The organism is Streptomyces sp. NPDC043861, assembly GCF_056435905.1.
This window is the reverse complement of the sequence record NZ_JBWKDP010000004.1, coordinates 368,504-386,956: the sequence shown is the minus strand read 5'-3', so window position 1 is coordinate 386,956 and position 18,453 is coordinate 368,504. Positions and strand designations below refer to the sequence as shown.

The 18,453-nt window shown below is 70.7% G+C and carries 17 protein-coding genes and 1 tRNA gene; 7 read left to right on the top strand and 11 right to left on the bottom strand.

All coding sequences use genetic code 11. The features are described 5' to 3' along the window. The first annotated feature begins 24 nt into the window (after nucleotides 1-24). The gene (locus AC068D_RS12580) at nucleotides 25-711 is read left to right on the top strand and encodes a MerR family transcriptional regulator (RefSeq protein ID WP_478823139.1); all 687 of its coding nucleotides are present in this window, start codon (nucleotides 25-27) and stop codon (nucleotides 709-711) included. A 117-nt stretch (nucleotides 712-828) separates the two neighbouring features. Here AC068D_RS12580 and AC068D_RS12575 read toward each other — a convergent pair whose 3' ends face one another. Continuing rightward, nucleotides 829-1,638 (bottom strand): exodeoxyribonuclease III, encoded by an 810-nt coding sequence (locus tag AC068D_RS12575; protein WP_478822953.1) that lies wholly within the window; start codon nucleotides 1,636-1,638, stop codon nucleotides 829-831. A gap of 51 nt (nucleotides 1,639-1,689) precedes the next feature. Between AC068D_RS12575 and AC068D_RS12570 the strand changes: the two genes are divergently transcribed. Together AC068D_RS12570 and AC068D_RS12565 are read left to right on the top strand one after the other, a co-directional pair. After that, a complete protein-coding gene (locus tag AC068D_RS12570) occupies nucleotides 1,690-2,196 on the top strand; it encodes a GNAT family N-acetyltransferase (protein ID WP_478822952.1) in 507 nt (168 codons plus the stop codon). 233 nt (nucleotides 2,197-2,429) lie between these two features. Next, complete coding sequence (locus tag AC068D_RS12565) at nucleotides 2,430-3,401, top strand: trypsin-like serine peptidase (RefSeq protein ID WP_478822951.1); 972 nt, start codon at nucleotides 2,430-2,432, stop codon at nucleotides 3,399-3,401. Nucleotides 3,402-3,435: 34 nt separating this feature from the next. Here AC068D_RS12565 and AC068D_RS12560 read toward each other — a convergent pair whose 3' ends face one another. Then, the gene (locus AC068D_RS12560) at nucleotides 3,436-4,014 is read right to left on the bottom strand and encodes a TetR/AcrR family transcriptional regulator (RefSeq protein WP_478822950.1); all 579 of its coding nucleotides are present in this window, start codon (nucleotides 4,012-4,014) and stop codon (nucleotides 3,436-3,438) included. Between the two features lie 79 nt (nucleotides 4,015-4,093). On the opposite strand from AC068D_RS12560, the gene AC068D_RS12555 reads away from it, so the two are divergent. Then, a complete protein-coding gene (locus tag AC068D_RS12555) occupies nucleotides 4,094-5,302 on the top strand; it encodes an FAD-dependent monooxygenase (protein WP_478822949.1) in 1,209 nt (402 codons plus the stop codon). A 30-nt stretch (nucleotides 5,303-5,332) separates the two neighbouring features. On the opposite strand, the gene AC068D_RS12550 is transcribed toward AC068D_RS12555, so the two are convergent. After that, nucleotides 5,333-6,655, bottom strand: a complete 1,323-nt coding sequence (locus AC068D_RS12550; protein WP_478822948.1) for a PucR family transcriptional regulator — start codon at nucleotides 6,653-6,655, stop codon at nucleotides 5,333-5,335. Between the two features lie 73 nt (nucleotides 6,656-6,728). Between AC068D_RS12550 and AC068D_RS12545 the strand changes: the two genes are divergently transcribed. Both AC068D_RS12545 and AC068D_RS12540 read left to right on the top strand, forming a co-directional pair. Further along, complete coding sequence (locus tag AC068D_RS12545) at nucleotides 6,729-7,898, top strand: lactate 2-monooxygenase (protein ID WP_478823138.1); 1,170 nt, start codon at nucleotides 6,729-6,731, stop codon at nucleotides 7,896-7,898. Further along, nucleotides 7,895-8,869, top strand: a complete 975-nt coding sequence (locus AC068D_RS12540) for a 2-hydroxyacid dehydrogenase (RefSeq protein ID WP_478822947.1) — start codon at nucleotides 7,895-7,897, stop codon at nucleotides 8,867-8,869. Before AC068D_RS12545 ends, AC068D_RS12540 begins: the two co-directional genes overlap by 4 nt. A 354-nt stretch (nucleotides 8,870-9,223) precedes the next feature. On the opposite strand, the gene AC068D_RS12535 is transcribed toward AC068D_RS12540, so the two are convergent. The 7 genes from AC068D_RS12535 to galU form a co-directional block, all read right to left on the bottom strand. Next, nucleotides 9,224-9,297 (bottom strand) — tRNA-Ala (locus AC068D_RS12535). Nucleotides 9,298-9,395: 98 nt separating this feature from the next. Continuing rightward, on the bottom strand, nucleotides 9,396-10,442 hold the full coding sequence (sepX, locus tag AC068D_RS12530) for a divisome protein SepX/GlpR (protein ID WP_478822946.1): 1,047 nt from the start codon (nucleotides 10,440-10,442) through the stop codon (nucleotides 9,396-9,398). 142 nt (nucleotides 10,443-10,584) lie between these two features. Continuing rightward, nucleotides 10,585-11,190, bottom strand: coding sequence for a GNAT family N-acetyltransferase (locus AC068D_RS12525; protein ID WP_478822945.1), 606 nt, complete (start codon nucleotides 11,188-11,190; stop codon nucleotides 10,585-10,587). Between the two features lie 17 nt (nucleotides 11,191-11,207). Then, on the bottom strand, nucleotides 11,208-11,705 hold the full coding sequence (locus tag AC068D_RS12520; protein ID WP_478823137.1) for a MogA/MoaB family molybdenum cofactor biosynthesis protein: 498 nt from the start codon (nucleotides 11,703-11,705) through the stop codon (nucleotides 11,208-11,210). 80 nt (nucleotides 11,706-11,785) lie between these two features. Next, the gene (gene moaC, locus AC068D_RS12515; RefSeq protein ID WP_478822944.1) at nucleotides 11,786-12,289 is read right to left on the bottom strand and encodes a cyclic pyranopterin monophosphate synthase MoaC; all 504 of its coding nucleotides are present in this window, start codon (nucleotides 12,287-12,289) and stop codon (nucleotides 11,786-11,788) included. Between the two features lie 53 nt (nucleotides 12,290-12,342). Then, nucleotides 12,343-13,752, bottom strand: coding sequence for a molybdotransferase-like divisome protein Glp (glp, locus tag AC068D_RS12510; RefSeq protein WP_478822943.1), 1,410 nt, complete (start codon nucleotides 13,750-13,752; stop codon nucleotides 12,343-12,345). Nucleotides 13,753-13,756: 4 nt separating this feature from the next. Next, nucleotides 13,757-14,659, bottom strand: a complete 903-nt coding sequence (galU, locus tag AC068D_RS12505; protein WP_478822942.1) for a UTP--glucose-1-phosphate uridylyltransferase GalU — start codon at nucleotides 14,657-14,659, stop codon at nucleotides 13,757-13,759. 107 nt (nucleotides 14,660-14,766) lie between these two features. On the opposite strand from galU, the gene AC068D_RS12500 reads away from it, so the two are divergent. After that, nucleotides 14,767-15,348, top strand: a complete 582-nt coding sequence (locus tag AC068D_RS12500; RefSeq protein WP_478822941.1) for a 5-formyltetrahydrofolate cyclo-ligase — start codon at nucleotides 14,767-14,769, stop codon at nucleotides 15,346-15,348. A gap of 60 nt (nucleotides 15,349-15,408) precedes the next feature. Here the strand turns inward: AC068D_RS12500 and AC068D_RS12495 are convergent, their stop codons facing one another. Then, complete coding sequence (locus AC068D_RS12495; RefSeq protein WP_478822940.1) at nucleotides 15,409-18,255, bottom strand: penicillin acylase family protein; 2,847 nt, start codon at nucleotides 18,253-18,255, stop codon at nucleotides 15,409-15,411. Between the last annotated feature and the right edge of the window lie 198 nt (nucleotides 18,256-18,453).

Below are 18,453 nucleotides of genomic sequence, written 5' to 3'. Positions count from 1 at the left end.
GACCGCGAGACCCGCGAGTACCGCATGGAGGAGCTGGCCAAGGAAGCCGGCATCACGGTACGCACCGTGCGCTTCTACCGCGAGCGCGGACTGATACCGCCGCCCCGCAGGGAAGGCCGTATCGCCTGGTACGACGATCACCATCTGGCCCGGCTGCGCACCATCGCGGCCCTGCTGGAACGCGGCCACACCCTCAGCGGGATCGCCGACCTCGCGGAGGCGTTCGACAGCGGCCGGGACGTCGGCGAGGTGCTGGGGCTCGGCGAACCGACGGAGGAGACCCCGGTGCGCCTCACCCCGGAGGAGCTCGCCGACTACTTCGAGGGCGAGGTCACCCCGGAGAACCTCGCCGCCGCGCTCGACCTCGGCTATCTGGCGACGGACGGCGACGAGATCGTTCACATCAGCCGCCGGCTGCTCGACGTCTCCGCGGCCCTGGTGAAGGAGGGCGTCCCGCTGGCCGCGGTACTGGCGGCGGGCCGCACGGTGCGTGACCACGCCGAAGCGCTGGCCGGGCTCTTCACGGAACTCCTGCGCGCGCACGCGGCCGAGAGCGACATCCCCCGGCTCCGTCCGCTCGCCAAGAGCGTCGTCGACGCGGAGCTGTCGATGGCCCTGGACCGGCAGTTGCGCGAGGCGGCCATGGGTCCCGGCCACGAGGACCACCCCGGCCGGACCGGCGAGGCCGCCACCCGGCGCACGGCGGAGTGAATGAGGGCGCAGGCAAGCCCGGGCGGACGGACGGGAGCGCACCCGGAGCGCCGCCGGTGCTGTGACCGTGAGGGCACGGCCGCCCTCGCCGGGCCGCAAGGGAGACGCCGGCGCGGTCTACAGCTCGAAGACCGCCGTCACCGGCGCATGGTCGCTCCAGCGCTCACCATGGCTCGCCGCCCGCTCCACGTGGGCCTTCACACACTTCCCGGCGAGCCGGGGCGTCCCGACGAGCAGGTCGATGCGCCACCCGGTGTCGTTGTCGAAGGCGCGGCCCCGGTACGACCACCAGGAGTAGGGCCCCTCCTGCTCGGGGTGCATCGCACGCACGACGTCGACGTACCCGGCACCGGGCCCGCCGTCGCCGTAGACCCGGCCGAGCCAGTCGCGCTCCTCCGGCAGGAAGCCTGAGTTCTTCCGGTTGCCCTTCCAGTTCTTCAGGTCGGCCTCCTGGTGGGCGATGTTCCAGTCGCCGCAGACCAGCGCCTCGCGCCCGTCGGCCGCCGCCCGCTCCTTCAGCACCTTGAGATACGGCAGGAACTCGTCCATGAAGCGGTACTTCTCGTCCTGTCGCTCGGTGCCGACCTCGCCCGAGGGGAGATAGAGACTGGCCACCGTGACGCCGGGCAGATCGATCTCCACATACCGTCCGGCACCGTCGAACTCGTCACTGCCGAACCCGGGGCGCACCGCGTCCGGCTCGCGCCGCGAGTAGACGGAGACACCCGCCCGCCCCTTGGCGGCGGCGGGAACGTGGACCACGTGCCAGCCCTCGGGGTCACGTACGTCCTCGGGAAGCTGATGCGCCTCGGCCCGCACCTCCTGCAGACAGACGACATCGGCGGAGGTGTCCGCCAGCCACTCGACGAAGCCCTTCTTGGCAGCGGCGCGCAGACCGTTCACATTAACGGTGGTCACTGTGAGCATCCCGGCACCCTATCCGAGGGCCTGGATGTGCATAGATGTACGATAAGTCGCATGAACATCCAGCCGACCCTTTTCGACCACCCCGACGCGGTCAAGCTCAACGACCAGGTGCAGTTGGAGTACACCGTTCGGTACGGCGGCGGTGACGGCGACGCCACCCCGCTCGACGCGTCGATGTTCGTGCCGCCGCACGGACTCTACCTGCTGGCGTACGACGGGCTGGGCCGGCCGGTGGCCACGGGCGGCTGGCGCGCCCAGGACGAGAACGACGAGGGATACGCGGACGGCGACGCCGAGCTCAAGCGGATGTACGTCGTCCCGGAGGCCCGCGGCCTCGGACTGGCCCGCAGGATCCTGGCGATGCTGGAGGAGGACGCCCGTGCGGCGGGCCGGATCCGGATGGTGCTGGAGACCGGCACGGCGCAGCCGGAGGCGATCGCGCTGTATGCGTCCAGCGGCTATGAGTCGTGCACGAAGTTCGGCCATTACCGGCACTACGAGAACAGCCGCTGCTTCGCGAAGCCGCTCACGCAAGGACGCACCGGTCCGAGGGCGTGAGGAGCGCGGCGGTCAGCGCCGGCGCAACCCCGTGGCAGGTCCACCGCGCGGCGCCGTGACAGCGCGACCCCGCAGCGGAGCGTCGCCGTGGAACCGCAATGGGCGCAAAAGCTCAAGGACATGAAAGACCTGACGCGCCCCTGACAGAACCAGTGCCTCCGTGGCACTCTGCCTCACGCAAGCCGATCCGCACCGTTCTCATCCCCCACCTGCCCCGGCAGAAGGAGACATGCGTGAGACGCCATCGCACAGCCGCAGGCATTCTGTTAGCCGTCGGCGCTCTGCTCACGGGCGGCCTGACGACCGCCACCGCGGCCAACGCCGACTCGGCCGCACCCGCGCCCGTCGCAACTCATCACGCCTCGACCGCCGACCAGCACAAGGCCCGCACCTTCTGGACCGCGGACCGGATGCGCAGCGCGGCCCCGCTCGATCTGATGCTCACCCCGAGCGCCGCGAAGACCCTCAAGGCCCCCAGGCCCGAGGCAGGGACGACGACCGTCGCACCCGCCGCCCCGACCGCCTTCCCGCAGGCGGGCGGGCCCTGGACCGGCGGCGGAGCCGTCGTGAAGACCTCCGGCCGGGTGTTCTTCACCTTCCAGGGTCGTACGGCATCCTGCTCCGGCAACGCCGTGAACAGCCAGAACGGCAGCACGATCATCACGGCGGGGCACTGCGTCAAGTACCAGGGCAGCTGGCACACCAACTGGGTCTTCGTGCCCGCGTACAACAATGGCCAGGCCCCCTACGGCCAGTGGACCGCGACGAAGACGCTCACCACCCCGCAGTGGGAGGCCACCGAGGACATCAACTACGACATCGGCGCGGCGGTCGTCGCCCCGCTGAACGGCCAGAAACTCACCTCGGTGACCGGCGCACAGGGCATCCAGTTCAACGGCGGCTACAACAAGCAGATGTACGCCTTCGGCTTCCCGGCCGCGTCCCCCTACGACGGCACGAAGCTGATCCACTGCAGCGGAAACAGCTCCAAGGACTGGCTGTTCACGCAGGACCACAGCCTGGGCTGCAACATGACGGGCGGCTCCAGCGGCGGACCCTGGTTCACCGGTTTCAGTGAGTCGGCCGGCACCGGTCTGCAGGTCTCGGTGAACAGCTTCGGCTACATCTTCCTGCCGAACCGGATGTTCGGCCCGTACTTCGGCAATGACGCCAAGGCGCTGTACGACAAGGCGCAGGCGACCTGACCGACTGACACACCGCGGACGGCCGGCGGGGGCATCAGCCCTCGTCGGCCTCCGCACGCAGGGCCACCTCCACCAGCCCCCGGATCTCCGCCCGCAGCGCCCCGCCTCCCCCGCCCCCGACGAGCCGGTCGAAGACCAGGCCGTCGACGCAGGCGAGCAGCGTCACGGTGCGCCCCTCGGCGTCCACGACACCGCGGGCGGCGAGAAAGCCGCGCACGGTGCCGAGGGCGGCGTTCTCACGTGGCACGAGGATCTCGCGCAGCTCGGGGTGATGGACGGATTCGACGGCGCACGCGTACCGGGCGAGCGACCGCCTACGGCCGCTCCCGAGCCGCTGCTCAGTGAACCGCGCAAGGGCGTCGGCCAGTTGATCCGCGTCCCGTGGCGGCGCGGTCACCCGTCCCGCCGCCTCGAGTTCTGCCTGGTCGAGCTCGACGAGCCGCCGCACGAGCGCAGTGAGCAGCGCCTTGCGAGTGCGGAGGTATGCGGAGGTGGTGCCGCTCGGCATCCCCGCCGCCGCGTCCACGGCGCGATGGGTCAGCGCCCGCATCCCGCCGTCGGCGAGTACGTCGATGGCGGCGTCGGCGAGGACGGTACGGCGATCGCTTGTCACCTCCCCTTTCTAACCCCTGACCGCCTCCTTTTCTCCATCCGCAGTAGCCTCCTTCTACACTTGTAGAAAGGAGCGGCCCATGATCGGACACGCGGTGGTCGTCGGCGGAGGCATCGGCGGACTGGCCGCCGCAATCGGGCTGCGGCGCATCGGCTGGCGCGTCACCGTCGTCGAGCGCGCCCGGGTCCTCGACGACGCGGGGGCCGGCATCTCACTCGCAGCCAACGGGATACGGGCGCTGGAGGCACTCGGCGTCGGCGCCGCCGTTCGCGAGGCGTCCGCCCGCCAGCTCGTCGGCGGCACGCGGACCCCCGACGGCCGCTGGCTGGCCCGGATGGACGGCCTCGCCCTGGAGCGGGCCCTGGGCGCCCCCATCGTGGGCATCCCTCGCGCGACCCTGCACCGGCTGCTGCGCGCGGCCCTTCCGGCGGATTCCCTGCTGATCGGCACCGAGGCGGTATCGGTGGACCCCCGGGCCGCGCGGGTCCGTCTCGGTTCCGGCCGCCATCGCGGGGCGGGGCAGGGGTACGGCAACGACGGCACACCCGCCGCGGGGGCGTTCCTCACCGCAGATCTGGTCGTCGCCGCCGACGGCGTCAACAGCCGCATCCGTTCGCAGCTGCACCCGTCCGCCCCCGGCCCCGTGCACAGCGGCTCGACGGTACTGCGCGCCATCACCACCGGCCCGGTGGCCGCAGTGGACAGCGACTTCGAACTGACGTGGGGCAAAGGCGCGGAATTCGGCCACATCCGCTTCACCGACGGCCGCGTAGAGTGGCACGCCGTGCTCAACTCCCCGGCCGGCGTGCGCTATCCGGACCCGCTCGCGGAAATGCGGCGTCGATTCGCCCACTGGCACGAGCCGATCCCGTCACTGCTGGCCGCGACCGACCCCGATGCCGTGCTCCATCACGACATCCACGAACTGGTCACGCCGCTCCCCTCGTTCGTGAACGACCGGGTCGCCCTGCTCGGCGACGCCGCCCACGCGATGACCCCTCATCTGGGCCAGGGCGCCTGCCAGGCACTGGAGGATGCGGCCTCGCTGGCAGCTGCCGTCGCCCAGGAGCCCACCCTGGGAGGGGCCCTTCTGCGTTACGACGCCGAGCGCCGCCCCCGTGCCCAGTCCGTCGCCCTCGCCGCACGGCGGGCCGGCCGCATGGGCCAGCAGCTCAGCCACCCGGTCGCGGTGGCCCTGCGCAACACGGCTGTCCGGCTCACCCCTTCACGCGCGACCATCAGGGCGATCCTGCGCCATGCGGACTGGACCCCGCCGCGGCTGGTGTGACGCCCCGTCCGGTGCGACGCGGCACGTAGGTCACGTCCGGTCGCCGCTACCTCCGTCGCCCAGCCCCGACACGACGGTGCGGGCGATGTCGAGCGTGAGCCGCTGCCATGGGTCGCGCGGGTCGCGGCCCGTGAGCTCGAGGATGCGGCGCAGGCGGTAGCGCAGGGACTGCGGGTGCAGATGCAGGACCCGGGCCGCGGCATTGGCCGAGCCCGCACCGATGTACACGGTGAGGGCGTCGAGGAGGTGACGCCGGCCGGGCTGGGTCAGCGGACCGAGCACGAGGCGGCCGATCCGGTCCGGGGTCGCGGCGGGATGCCCGGCGAGGAGAGCGAGAACGTGGGCGTCCGCGTCGGTGAGGACCCGCTCGGGATGATGGGCGTGCGGCGGCGCGGTGTCCAGGGCGTCCACGGCCAGACGGTGGGCGATGGCGATACGGTCCAGGCTCTCCCCGGAGATCGCACACCCGCGCCAGCTCCGCTCGCGCAGTGCCTCCGGCGCTGCGCCGGAGGCACCGGCGGGCAGCAGGAGCACGGCACGCGAGCCGCGGGCGGTCGCGAGCGATGTGATGCGGCCGCCGTGTCCACGGTGTTCGCCATGTCCGTTGTGTTCATCGCGGTCATCGCGGTCACCGCGTCTGCCCCGTGCAGCGTGGGCGCCGCGTCCGGCCAGGGAGGTGAGCAGCCCGGCAGCCGCATCCGCCGTGATGTGCGGCCGGCCGTCCGCGTCCACCGGCTCGGCCACCAGCAGACAGTAGGGATCGGGAAGCTGAATGCCCAGGCGCGCCGCCCGATCGGTCAGTGCCCCGACGGACGCGTGCCGTCCCGCGATCAGATCGTCGAGCAGATGCCGCAGGGCCCGTTCCCGGTCTCCCGTCAGATGCTCGCTGGCGGCCGCGTACTCCGTGGTCATCACCTCGGAGAGTGTGTCGATCGCGGTCAGCAGGTGCCGTGTGAGAGCAAAGGCGTCCTCCGCGGCCAGCCCCTGCGCATGTGCGGCGACCTCGTCCGCGATCACGGCGGCCGCCACCCGGTAGGCGCGCAGCACGGCCTGCACCGGCCGGCCGTCCGCCGCACGGGCCGCCGCGATCCCCCGGAACCTCCGCAGATCGGCAGGCTCGAGTCCGCCGTCCGTGACCCAGGTCTGCAGCAGCCGCTCCAATGCCCATGCGGCGATGGCCCGCACCTCCGGCAACCGGCTGCCGTCGAGCGCGGCGTAGGCCGGGACCTGTGCGTGCACCGCGGCGACGACGGCCTCGACCACCTGCGGATCGGAGACCAGCTCCGTCATGACCCGCTCCCGCTCACTCATCACACCGTGATAATCCCAGCGGCTCAGTGTGCGCACCACCATGGACGCACCTTGTCACTGTCGCCAGGATCGGCTCGTGCAGCGCAATCTCAGCGACGAGAGGCGGGACGTACGCATGGCCACCCACTGGGCGGACTTCCAGTACGAGATCTATCTGAACGGCATGACGGGCGCCGTTCCCCGGCTGCCCACCGATCTGACCCGGCTGGAGGAGCTGGCCGAGCACCGGCTCGGACCGGGCCCGTTCGGCTATGTGGCGGGCAGCGCGGGCAGCGGCAGTACGGCACGGGCCAATCGCCTCGCGCTCGACCGGTGGCGGATCGTGCCTCGCATGCTGCGTGATGTGCACCAACGCGATCTGTCCATGGAGTTGCTCGGGCGCGCGATACCGGCGCCACTCGCCCTCGCGCCGGTCGGCGTGCTGTCGATCATGCACCCGGACGCGGAGTCCGCCGCCGCGCGGGCCGCCGCCGCCCGCGGAGTGCCGTACATCCTCTCCTCGGCATCCAGCACACCCATGGAGCAGGTCGCCGAAGCCATGGGGGACGGCGAGCGATGGTTCCAGCTGTACTGGGCGAAGGACCGCGACGTGACGGCAAGCTTCCTGAGCAGGGCGAAGGCCGCCGGGTACACCGCGCTGTTCGTCACCCTCGACACCCCTCTGCTGGCCTGGCGTCCGCGCGATCTCGACCAGGCGTATCTGCCGTTCCTCCATGGTGTGGGCACGGCGAACTACTTCTCCGACCCGGCTTTCCTGGCGGGTCTCGCCAAGCCCGTGCACGAGGACCCGAACGCGGCGGTGATGCACTTCGTCGGGATGTTCGCCGATCCCGCCAAGACCTGGCCGGACCTGGCGTTCCTCCGTGAGCACTGGGACGGCCCCATCGTCCTCAAGGGCGTACTCCACCCCGACGACGCCCGCCGTGCCGCGGACACGGGCATGGACGGCGTGGTGGTCTCCAACCACGGCGGCCGGCAGGTCGCGGGCTCCGTGGCCGCCGCCGATGCACTGCCGCGCGTGGTCGAGGCGGTCGGCGACCGGCTCACCGTGCTCTTCGACAGCGGGGTGCGCACGGGCGACGACGTCTTCAAGGCCATCGCACTCGGCGCCCGCGCGGTGCTGCTGGGCCGTCCGTACGCGTACGGCCTCGGCCTGGACGGACAGGCGGGCGTCGACCACGTCATCCGCTGTCTGCTGGCCGAGTTCGACCTCACCCTGGCGCTGTCCGGCCACACCGGCCCAGGCACCCTGACCGCCGACGACCTCGTGAAGGAATCCGCATGACCGCCGTCAAGAACGTCCTCGCCGTCATCTCCCCCCATGTGGGCGGCCGTACGGCCGGAGCCGCCCTCGCCGGTCTTCTTCCCGGCGCCCGGGTGACCGTCGTCGAGACGACGGACGAGGACCCCGCCGCGCTGCGCGAGGCGCAGGTCGTCATCACCGGCCTCGGGCCCGTGACCGCCGAACACATCGCCGCCGCCCCCGCTCTGGAGCTCATCCAGTGCGCGAGCCACGGTTTCGACTACATCGACACGGACGCCGCCCGCGCCCGTTCCGTCCCTGTCTGCAACATCGGCTCCAGCGGCGCGGAGAAGCAGAACGTCGCCGAGCAGACCTTCGCCCTCATGCTCGCCCTCGCCAAGCAGCTGATCCCGGCCCACACCGCCCTCGTCGACGCCGACTGGGCCCTGCCGCGTCTCCAGCAGTCGATCACCGAACTCTCCGGCAAGACGCTCGGCATCGTCGGCCTCGGACACATCGGCGAGGAAGTGGCCCGCCGCGCGGTCGCGTTCGACATGAACATCCTCTACACGGGCCCACGCCGCGTGGCCCCGGAGACCGAAGCCCGTCTGGGCGACGCCCGCTTCGTTTCCCTGGACGAGCTTCTGCGCGCCTCCGACTACGTGTCCCTCCATGCACCACTGACGGCCGAGACCCGCCATCTCCTCGACGCCGGACGGCTCGCCCTCCTCAAGCCCACGGCGTTCGTCGTCAACACCGCCCGCGGCGCCCTCATCGACCAGGACGCCCTCGCCGACGCACTCACCGCAGGCACCCTCGCCGGCGCGGGCATCGACGTCTTCGACCCCGAACCCCCCACCTCCGCCCTGCGGCTGCTCAAGGCGCCGAACGTGGTCCTCTCTCCCCACGTCGGCGGAGTGACCCGCGAAACCCTGGTCCGTATCGCCCTGGCCGCGGTCCAGAACGTCATCGACCACCTGGACGGCAAACCGCTCGGGGACGTGGTGGGGTAGCCGTGGTCCAGTGCCGCGGCGCACGGCCGGCGGGCCCCTGCCGGACATCTCCGGCAGGGGCCCTGTCCCGTTGCGGGTGTTCACGATCAGATCCGGCCCACGGCACGCCGGCCGGCTGCCCCCGGGAAAGGACACGGTGTCGGCCGGAGTGCATGGAGAATCACGCTCTCCTGTGGTCATTGGTTTCGGCGCCCCGGGGCAAAGGGAGCACGTTCCGAAGCCGACCGGGATGATCCGACCTTCCGCCACGGGAACCGTGGGCGCGCCCTTTCGGAAGCAGTTGTCCACGTCGCGGTGTGACGCACGACGAAGCCCCTGCCGGATTTCTCCGGCAGGGGCTTCGACTTGTTGTTGTGGACCTGAGGGGATTTGAACCCCTGACCCCCTCGATGCGAACGAGGTGCGCTACCAGTCTGCGCCACAGGCCCTTGCAACGAGTGAAACCTTAGCATCCCGATCGGGGTGCTTGGAAATCCGTTCCTCGCTGGTCAGCAGAGGCAGAGTTCCGAAGGTCTCGCCGCTGGTCTCACTCGTTGGCGGCGCGGGGACGGTCGTCGTCCGCGTACTGGTCGAAGAGCGGGGTGCGGCCGCGGTCGCGGGTCCGGCGGGGCGGCGCGGGGCTCTGGCGTGGCGGTGGAGCCGGGGTGGGTTCGGCCACGGAGGAGCGGGCCGAGCTCCAGGTGTCCGGGTCGTTGACATCGATGCCGCTGGTGGCGCGCGGGGCGACCGGAGCGGTGACATAGGTCGGAAGAGGGACTGGTACCGGGTCCCAGCTGTCGCCGCGGGCCGGGCCGGGGTCGCGCTGCTGGTCGACCCACTCCGCATGGTCGGTCTGCTCGACCAGGGCGCGACGGCCCGCCTCCTGCGGCGAGACCACGGGTGCGGGGCCCCCCGGACGAAGTCCGTGGGCAGGCTCGGGCTCGGGACGGACCTCGGGCTCCGCGGCCGGCTCCGCGGCCGGGACGGGCTGGCGGCGCGGGCGGTTCTCGCGGAGGCGCTGGGCTGCGGCCTCCGCGCGGCGCCGGTCCATCACGTATACGAAGCGGCGGCGTTCCTGCGCACGCAGATGCGCGATGTACACGGTGAGCAGGACCGCCGGGACCCCTGGTGCCCAGAGGAAGCCGAGGCCGCCGACCGCGGCGACGATCGCGCCGAGCGTGAAGGCGAGGAAGAGGATCACCGTGCTGCGCCGGCGGCGCGCGAGGACCTTCGAGCGCCGGGCCCGCGCTGCGGCTGCCCCGTCCGGGCGCGGGGCGCGCTCCGGAGGCCGGATACGGGCTTCCGTACGGGCCGGGGGCGCTGCGAAGGCCCGGACGTCGACGGAACTCAATCGGTCCGTCTCGGCATCCGGGTCGGCGTCGGCGGTCGCCTCCTCCTCTGCGGTGCGCTCACGCAACCCCTTGGCATACCGGCGCTCCATTCCCGCGCGTCCGGACAGTAGCCGGATCGCGGTGCTGAAGCGTTCCGTCGGACGGGCTTCGTTGAGCTCGTCCTGCCTGCGGAGCCACATCGGCACCAAGTAGGCGGCCCAGGCCCCGACGATGACTGCGTAGATGAGGCCGCTGCTGCTCACGTCTCACACCGTAGAGGGGTTCGCGCGGGGGCATCGGCCAATTGGCCCGGTGTGTCGCACGATCTGGCTGATATCACTGACTTTTTTTGTGATTCTTCAGATCACTCGGCGATCGAGTCTCGATTGAATTCGAACAGTTATTTCATTTTTCCGGGGATGCGGTTCGTGCCCGGTGCCAGCGGCGCAGCAGCCCTTCCGGCACCTCCTCGGCCGTGAGCGCAAAGACCAGATGGTCCCGCCAGGCACCGTCGATGTGGAGATAGCGGGGGCGCAGGCCCTCCTCACGGAATCCGAGTTTCTCGACGACCCTGCGACTCGGCCCGTTCTCAGGACGAATGCAGACTTCGATGCGGTGCAGTCCGACCGCACGGAAGCAGTGGTCGACCGCGAGAGCGACCGCCGTCGGCATCACTCCGCGGCCCGCGACATCGCGGTCGACCCAGTAGCCGACATGGCCCGAGCACATCGAACCCCAGGTGATCCCGGCGACGGTGAGCTGTCCGACGAGCACACCTCTGTACTCGACCACGAAGGGCAGCATCCGGCCCGCATTCGCCTCGGCACGCAGATGCCGGACCATCTGGCGGTACGTGGGGCGCTGGGCCATCGGCGCACCCGGGGCCGGCGGCGGGATGGTCGCCTCCCAGGGCCGCAGCCAGTCGCGGTTGCGCCGGTTCACCTCACGCCAGGCCCGCTGGTCGCGCAGCTTTATCGGGCGGAGGGTGACATCACCGTCCGTCAGAACCACGGGCCAGTGAGGGGCGTTCAGTGCGAGCTCCCGGCTGCTCTCGGATGGTCGCCGCCGTGGATCTGCTCCACGGCGTGCGGAAGGATCCGGCCGAGTACGGCGAGTCCGTCCCGTACCCCGCCCGTCGAACCCGGCAGATTGACGATCAGCGTGCGCCCGCCCGCGACACCCGCAACGCCCCGCGACAGCGCGGCGGTGGGAACCTTCGCCAGGCCGTGCGCCCGGATCGCCTCCGGGATGCCGGGGATTTCGTAGTCGAGGACCCGGCGGGTGGCATCGGGAGTGCGGTCGGTGGGCGAGACTCCCGTGCCGCCGGTGGTGAGGATGACGTCGTACGCAGCGGCGACCCCCTCGCGCAGGGCGGCCTCGACCGGGTCCCCGTCGGGGACGACGCGGGGGCCGTCCACGGCGAAGCCCATCGCCGCCAGCCCATCGGCGAGCAGCGGGCCGCCCCGGTCCTCGTACACACCGGCGGACGCACGGTTCGACGCCGTGACCACGAGGGCGCGTCGCATCGGGGCGACGGTCTCCTCGCGTTCCTCACCGAGGGGCGCCGTGCCATGGGCGTGACTGTGGACCTCGCCGGCACGCGGACTCACTGCCCGGCCTCCGTCCCCGCCGTCGTGCGCGACCAGTCGCCCGACTTGCCGCCCGTCTTCTCCTCCACCCGGATGTCGGAGATGACCGCCGCCTTGTCGACGGCCTTGATCATGTCGACGACGGTCAGCGCCGCCACGGACACCGCGGTCAGGGCCTCCATCTCGACGCCCGTCCGGTCCGTCGTCCTCACCGTGGCGAGGATCTCCACGGCGTCGTCGGACACGGACAGATCCAGCTTCACACCGGAGAGCGCCAGCGGGTGGCAGAGCGGGATCAGATCGGGGGTCCGCTTGGCGCCCATGATGCCCGCGATGCGGGCGGTGGCGAGGGCGTCCCCCTTGGGGACTCCCTCACCCCGCAGCAGCTCGACCACGCGGCGCGACACGAGGACCCGGCCACTCGCACGGGCGGTGCGCGCCGTGACGTTCTTACCGGAGACGTCGACCATACGAGCCGCGCCCGCCTCGTCGATGTGTGTCAGTCCTTGCTGCGCGCTCATGGCTGTGGCTCCCGGTGTGTGTGGTCAGACACCGTACCGCCACGGCCCGGCGGTCAGCCGAGGAGGACCACCTCGGTCTCCGTGCCCGGTTCCAGGGACGTGACGTCCTCGGCGACCACGATGAGCGAGTCGGCCTGTGCGAGGGCGGCGATCAGATGGGATCCGCTGCCTCCCACGGGTGTGACGGTGCCCTTCTCCGCATCGTAGGCACCCCGGAGGAACTGGCGCTTCCCGGCGGGCGACGACAGTGCCTTGTCGGCCTGCAGCTCGGCGCGCACACGCGGCCGGTGCACGTCCTTCAGGCCCATCAGCGCACGGATGGCCGGACGGACGAACAGTTCGAAGGACACGTAGGAGGACACGGGATTGCCCGGCAGCGCGAGCAGGGGCGTGTGCTCGGGGCCGATGGAACCGAAGCCCTGCGGCTTTCCCGGCTGCATGGCGAGCTTGCGGAAGTCGACCCCCGTGCGCGGCCCGCCCTCGCCCCGGCCCTCGGTCCCGTCCCCGCCCCCGTTCGCGCTCTCGTCGCCGGTCCGGTCCTCGTCCCCGACCGGTGTGAGCGCCTCCTTGACCACGTCGTACGCACCGACGCTGACGCCGCCCGTGGTGACCAGCAGATCGGCACGGATCAGCTGGTCCTCGATGGTGGCCCGCAGCTCGTCGGCGTCGTCGGTGACGGCGCCGACCCGGTACGCGATGGCTCCGGCGTCACGGGCGGCGGCCGTGAGCGCGAAACTGTTCGAGTCGTAGATCTTCCCCTCCGGCAGTTCCTCGCCCGGCTGGACGAGTTCACTGCCGGTGGAGAGGACGACGACGCGCGGGCGGGGGCGCACCCGCACGGTGGCGCGGCCGATGGCGGCGAGCAGGCCGATCTGCGGCGGGCCGAGAACGGTGCCCTCCGTCAGGGCCAGATCGCCGGCCTGGACGTCGCTGCCCCGGGCCCGGACGTGTGCCCGGAGCCCGGCCGGCCGGTGGACCCGGACCTCACCGCTCGCGCCCTCGGGGGCCGCCCCGGCCGGGCGCATGGCCGTTGCCGCACCCTCGCCGCTGCCGCCGTCGGTCCATTCGACCGGGACGACGGCCTCGGCGCCGGGTGGCATCGGCGCACCGGTCATGATGCGGGCCGCCTGGCCCGGACCCACGGTGGGCGGCTCGCCGCTGCCCGCCGCGACATCGCCGACGACGGTGAGGACCGCGGGAAACTCCTCGCTGGCACCCGCGACATCGGCAACCCGGACCGCGTACCCGTCCATCGAGCTGTTGTCGAAGGGCGGCAGGGCGAGAGGCACGGTGACGTCCTCGACCAGGACGCAGCCCTGGGCGTCGGGCAGCTGCAGCTCGATGGGCTCGAGCGGGCGGATCGCACCGAGGATGTCGTCCAGGTGCTCGTCCACCGACCACACGGAGCGGGTGCCCCCGCGGCTGCCGCCGGAGCCGGCGGCCGGAGTTGCCGTACTGCTCAAAGTGCTACATCTCCTCGGTGACGTAACGGCGAAGCCAGGTCCGGAAGTCCGGGCCCAGGTCTTCACGTTCGCACGCGAGTCTGACAATGGCACGCAGATAGTCGCTTCGGTCGCCGGTGTCGTAGCGGCGGCCCTTGAACACGACGCCGTGGACGGGGCCTCCGACCTTCTCGTCGGCGGCGAGCTTCTGGAGGGCGTCGGTGAGCTGGATCTCGCCGCCGCGCCCGGGCTCGGTCTTCCGGAGTATCTCGAAGACGGCCGGGTCGAGCACGTAGCGCCCGATGATCGCGTAGTTGCTCGGCGCGTCGGCCGGGTCCGGCTTCTCGACCAGATCGGTCACCCTGACCACGTCGTCGTCACCGGTGGTCTCCACGGCGGCGCAGCCGTAGAGGTGGATCTGGGAGGGCTCGACCTCCATCAGAGCGATGACACTGCCGCCCTCGCGCTCCTGGATGTCGACCATCCGGGAGAGCAGCGGGTCGCGCGGGTCGATGAGGTCGTCACCGAGGAGAACGGCGAAGGGCTGGTCGCCGACGTGCGGGGCGGCGCACAGGACGGCGTGGCCGAGGCCCTTGGGGTCCCCCTGGCGCACGTAGTGCATAGTGGCGAGGTCGCTCGACTCCTGGACCTTGGCGAGTCGCTGGGCGTCACCCTTGCGACGCAGCGCCTCTTCCAGCTCGTAGTTGCGGTCGAAGTGGTCCTCGAGGGGGCGCTTGTTACGGCCGGTGACCATGAGGACGTCGGAGAGGCCGGCGCTCACCGCTTCCTCGACGACGTACTGGATCGCCGGCTTGTCGACAACAGGCAGCATCTCTTTGGGAGTGGCTTTTGTGGCAGGCAGGAACCTGGTACCGAGGCCTGCGGCGGGGATGACAGCCTTGCTGATCCTGATGTGCGAGTCGTTCATGCGGAGCACCCTATCTGCTACCTATCGGCGGAAGACTACCTTTCGGATAACTTTCCGCTCATAAAGGCGTATTGACTGAGAATTGCGAGGTTGCCGTGGTCGGTGACATGTCCGGAAAGAGTGCGGTTCGGCGTGAACTGCTGGACGCACGGCGCCTGCTGTCTTCTCATGACGTCCACAACGCCGCCATGGTTCTCGCGCAGCACGCACTCGGTCTCCCCGAACTCGCGTCGGCCCGCACCGTCGCCGCCTATGTGTCGGTGGGGCGCGAACCCGGCACCCGCGCGCTGCTCGATGCGTTGCGCACGCGGGGCGTTCGCGTTCTGCTCCCCGTGCTGATGGAGGACAACGATCTCGACTGGGCGGTGTACGGGGGGCCGGAGCACCTGGAGCCCGCCGGACGCGGCCTGCTGGAGCCGGACGGGCAACGGCTGGGCCCCGCGGCCGTACTCGAGGCGGAGACCGTGCTGCTGCCCGGCCTTGCGGTCGACGAGCGGGGCATGCGCCTCGGCCGCGGCGGCGGCTCGTACGACCGCGTCCTCGCCCGTCTCGAAGCGGCCGGAGCGCACCCCGCCCTCGTCGTGCTCCTGTACGCGAACGAGGTGATCGCGCGGGTCCCGGAGGAACCGCACGACCACCCCGTGCACGCGGTGGTGACGCCCGGAGGCATTCGCCGTTTCACCGTCTGAGGCCGGACCGCAGGCCCGCCCCGGCGCCACCGGGTCCGGGGCCCGCCGGCCGTTCCGGGATCAGGGCTTGAGCACCAGCGTGTCCTGCGTCGCGGCGGCGACGGCCTGCTCGCCGAAGGCCCAGTTCAGCAGCTCTCCCTTGGCCCACTTCTCGGTCTGGTCGGTGTAGTGCGCGCTGTACGCGTGCCCGGAGGCACCGGTCAGATTGATCCAGCGGGACTTGTCCCAGTCGCCGACGTTCACGACCATCCGCATCGACGGCACCCAGGTCACTTCGTAGCCGCCCGCCGCGTTCCAGCCGGTCGCGTTGACCGCGGCCTCGCCGCCGCCCAGGTTCCACGGCCCACGGTTGAGCATCCACTGCAGTGCGCCCGGGCCCTCCTTGCCCAGCGTCTGGTTCTTCAGCGTCAGCTGGTGCAGCCGGCCCCAGCTCCAGGTCGAGACGTCCTTGCCGAGCTTGGCGGTGAGCTCCCAGCGTGCGTCGTCCATGGCCCGCTCGAGCAGCTGGTCACGGGTGGCCGTGGCGGCCTCGTTGCGGTTGGGCGGAGTCTGCCACCACTCGCTGGTCTCGTCCTCCAGCAGAACTCGGACCACCTCGTACCAGCGGTCGCCGCCGTCCGGCTGGGCCGACTCGGCGTCACGCTTGCCGCACTCGCGCACCAGCTTGTTCAGATCGTCGACCGGTCCCGTGCTGTCGGCGGGACGGACGTTGAGGCACTCGCCCTCGACCCGCAGCTCCTTGGGCAGCTTGTTCCCGAAGGCGAGCTTGAGGACATTGCGCCAGACCGCGTTGAAGTACGCCGCGGCCCCGGAGTCCGGCTCCTGGGTGAAGTCCCAGCCCTCGAGCAGTTTCTGGGCCTCACGGACGTACGGGTCGGACACATCGATCTTCAGCAGATAGGGCCTCAGCATCTTGGCGATCTCGCTGCTGTTGTCCATCTGCATCGTGCGCATGTCGTCCGTGGAGATCTTCCCGCCGTCCTTGATCTTCAACTCGATGAGGTCGTTGATCCGCTGACTGCGGGAGCCGTAGCCGTAGTCGCTGGTGATCAGGTACGGGTACTTCCGGGCGTCCACGACGGCCTGGTTGGCGGTCACGATGTAGCCCCGCTTGGGGTTGTACTCGTACGGCAATTCCTCGAACGGGATGTCGCGCCCCCAGCCCGAACTCCGGTCCCAGCCCGGCGTCGGCATGGAGCCGTCGTAGCCCTTGGCCCGGATCGGGATCCTGCCGGGGGCCTGGTAGCCGATGTTGCCCTTGGTGTCGGCGTAGATCAGGTTCTGGGACGGGACCTCGAAGTCCTTCGCGGCGGCGCGGAAGCCGTCGAAGTCCTTGGCCCGGTTGAGCTTGAAGACGGCGTCCATCGACTTGCCCGGATCCAGCGCCGTCCACCTCAGGGCCACGGCATAGCCCTCGCCCCGGTCCGGGGCGGGGGTCTTGACGGGCGCGCGCTCGCCGACGCCCTCCAGTTCCTCACTGCGGTCGGAGACCAGCGGACCGTGCTCGGTCTCCCGGACCATGATCTTGTGGCTCTCGCCGCCCGCGACCTTGATGATCTCCTCGCGGACGGTGAAGGGCTTGGTCCTGCTGCCTGAGAGGTAGCCGTCCGCCGAGACCCTCTCCAGGTAGAGGTCGGTGACATCGGCGCCGAGGTTGGTGAAGCCCCATGCGATGTCCTGGTTGTGGCCGATGATCACGCCCGGCATGCCGGAGAAGGTGTATCCGGCGACGTCGTAGTTGCACTTGTCCGAGACGGCGCGGCAGTGCAGACCCATCTGGGACCAGACGGAGGGCAGCTGGGGCGCGAGATGCGGGTCGTTGGCGAGCAGCGGCTTGCCGGTGGTCGTGTTCGCGCCCGAGACGACCCACGAGTTGGAGCCGATGCCGCTGCCGCTCGGACCGAGCAGCGCCGGGACCCTGTCGAGCGAATCGGAGAGCGCGGAGAGCTGGGACTGAACGCCGGCGTCCTGGGCGCCGCCCCCGGAGGTGGAGCCACCGGATCCCGCGGAGGAACCGGCTGCCGCGGCGGGGCCGGAGCCCGAAGAGCCGCGGGAGTCGGAGGACGCCTCGGCGTTCGGGTCCCACTTCTCGCTGTCGGAGTCCACGGCGCCGTTCCGGACGACGGGCTGGTGCCATTCGTACGGATAGGCCGGGTACAGGTCCTTGATCTGCTGCGGGCTCAGCCTGGACCACATCAGCGACCGGTCGATCTCTTCCTGCATGTTGCCGCGCAGATCCCAGGCCATGGCCTTGAGCCAGGCCACCGAGTCGACCGGCGTCCACTTCTCGGGCACGTAGTCATTGGTGAGATCGAGGGCGGCGTACTCGACGGAGATGTCCTCCTTCGCCCGCCCGGCCAGATAGGCGTTGACACCGTCCGCGTACGCCTGGAGGTACTTCTTGGTCGCGGGGGACAGGCGGGTCTCGTACTCCTCCTGGGCCACCTTGCGCCAGCCGAGCGTGCGCAGGAAGGCGTCCGTGTCCACCTGCCCGGACCCGAACATCTCGGAGAGGCGGCCGGCGGTCATATGGCGCCGCACGTCCATCTCCCAGAAGCGGTCCTGGGCGTGGACATAACCCTGCGCCTTGAACAGGTCCTCGTCGGTCTCGGCGTAGATCTGCGGAATGCCGTTGGCATCACGCTTGACGTCGACAGCGGCGGTCAGGCCCTTGAGCTCGATCGTGCCGGTGGTCTGCGGGAAGGAGGCACGTACCGTGCTCACGCCCCAGTACGAGCCGTAGACGGCGCCCCCGACCAGCGCCAGAACCAGAGCGATCACGACCAGACGGCCGCGTCGCGCCTTCTTCCTTCCGGGCTTGCCGGCCGGAGAGGCGGTGGATTCAGCACTGTCGCCGCGCGGCGGCGTCGATGAGGTGCGGTTGTCGGGCGACGTTCGGGAGGGCATCGCTGTCCTTCGAGGCGCAGTGTGGTCCAGAGGAGTGCTGGAGCAACCATAGGCGCAGCGCGAAAGCAGCCCGGACGCGGTATCAGTAACGCCATGTCAACAAAGTGGGCCGGACGCTCACCGGACCCCACTGTCGAACTGGCGATCGAGAACATGGAGAGAGGTCAAGGAGCGTCAAGAAAGCGTTAAAGATTAGGT

Bases quoted from the DNA above. Each gene is read 5' to 3' on its own strand.
- AC068D_RS12580 (WP_478823139.1), top strand. From the start codon at position 25: ATGGAGGAGCTGGCCAAGGAAGCCGGCATCACGGTACGCACCGTGCGC.
- AC068D_RS12575 (WP_478822953.1), bottom strand. From the start codon at position 1,638: ATGCTCACAGTGACCACCGTTAATGTGAACGGTCTGCGCGCCGCTGCC.
- AC068D_RS12570 (WP_478822952.1), top strand. From the start codon at position 1,690: ATGAACATCCAGCCGACCCTTTTCGACCACCCCGACGCGGTCAAGCTC.
- AC068D_RS12555 (WP_478822949.1), top strand. From the start codon at position 4,094: ATGATCGGACACGCGGTGGTCGTCGGCGGAGGCATCGGCGGACTGGCC.
- AC068D_RS12550 (WP_478822948.1), bottom strand. From the start codon at position 6,655: ATGGTGGTGCGCACACTGAGCCGCTGGGATTATCACGGTGTGATGAGT.
- AC068D_RS12545 (WP_478823138.1), top strand. From the start codon at position 6,729: ATGGCCACCCACTGGGCGGACTTCCAGTACGAGATCTATCTGAACGGC.
- AC068D_RS12540 (WP_478822947.1), top strand. From the start codon at position 7,895: ATGACCGCCGTCAAGAACGTCCTCGCCGTCATCTCCCCCCATGTGGGC.
- AC068D_RS12520 (WP_478823137.1), bottom strand. From the start codon at position 11,705: ATGCGACGCGCCCTCGTGGTCACGGCGTCGAACCGTGCGTCCGCCGGT.
- moaC (WP_478822944.1), bottom strand. From the start codon at position 12,289: ATGAGCGCGCAGCAAGGACTGACACACATCGACGAGGCGGGCGCGGCT.
- galU (WP_478822942.1), bottom strand. From the start codon at position 14,659: ATGAACGACTCGCACATCAGGATCAGCAAGGCTGTCATCCCCGCCGCA.
- AC068D_RS12500 (WP_478822941.1), top strand. From the start codon at position 14,767: ATGTCCGGAAAGAGTGCGGTTCGGCGTGAACTGCTGGACGCACGGCGC.
- AC068D_RS12495 (WP_478822940.1), bottom strand. From the start codon at position 18,255: ATGCCCTCCCGAACGTCGCCCGACAACCGCACCTCATCGACGCCGCCG.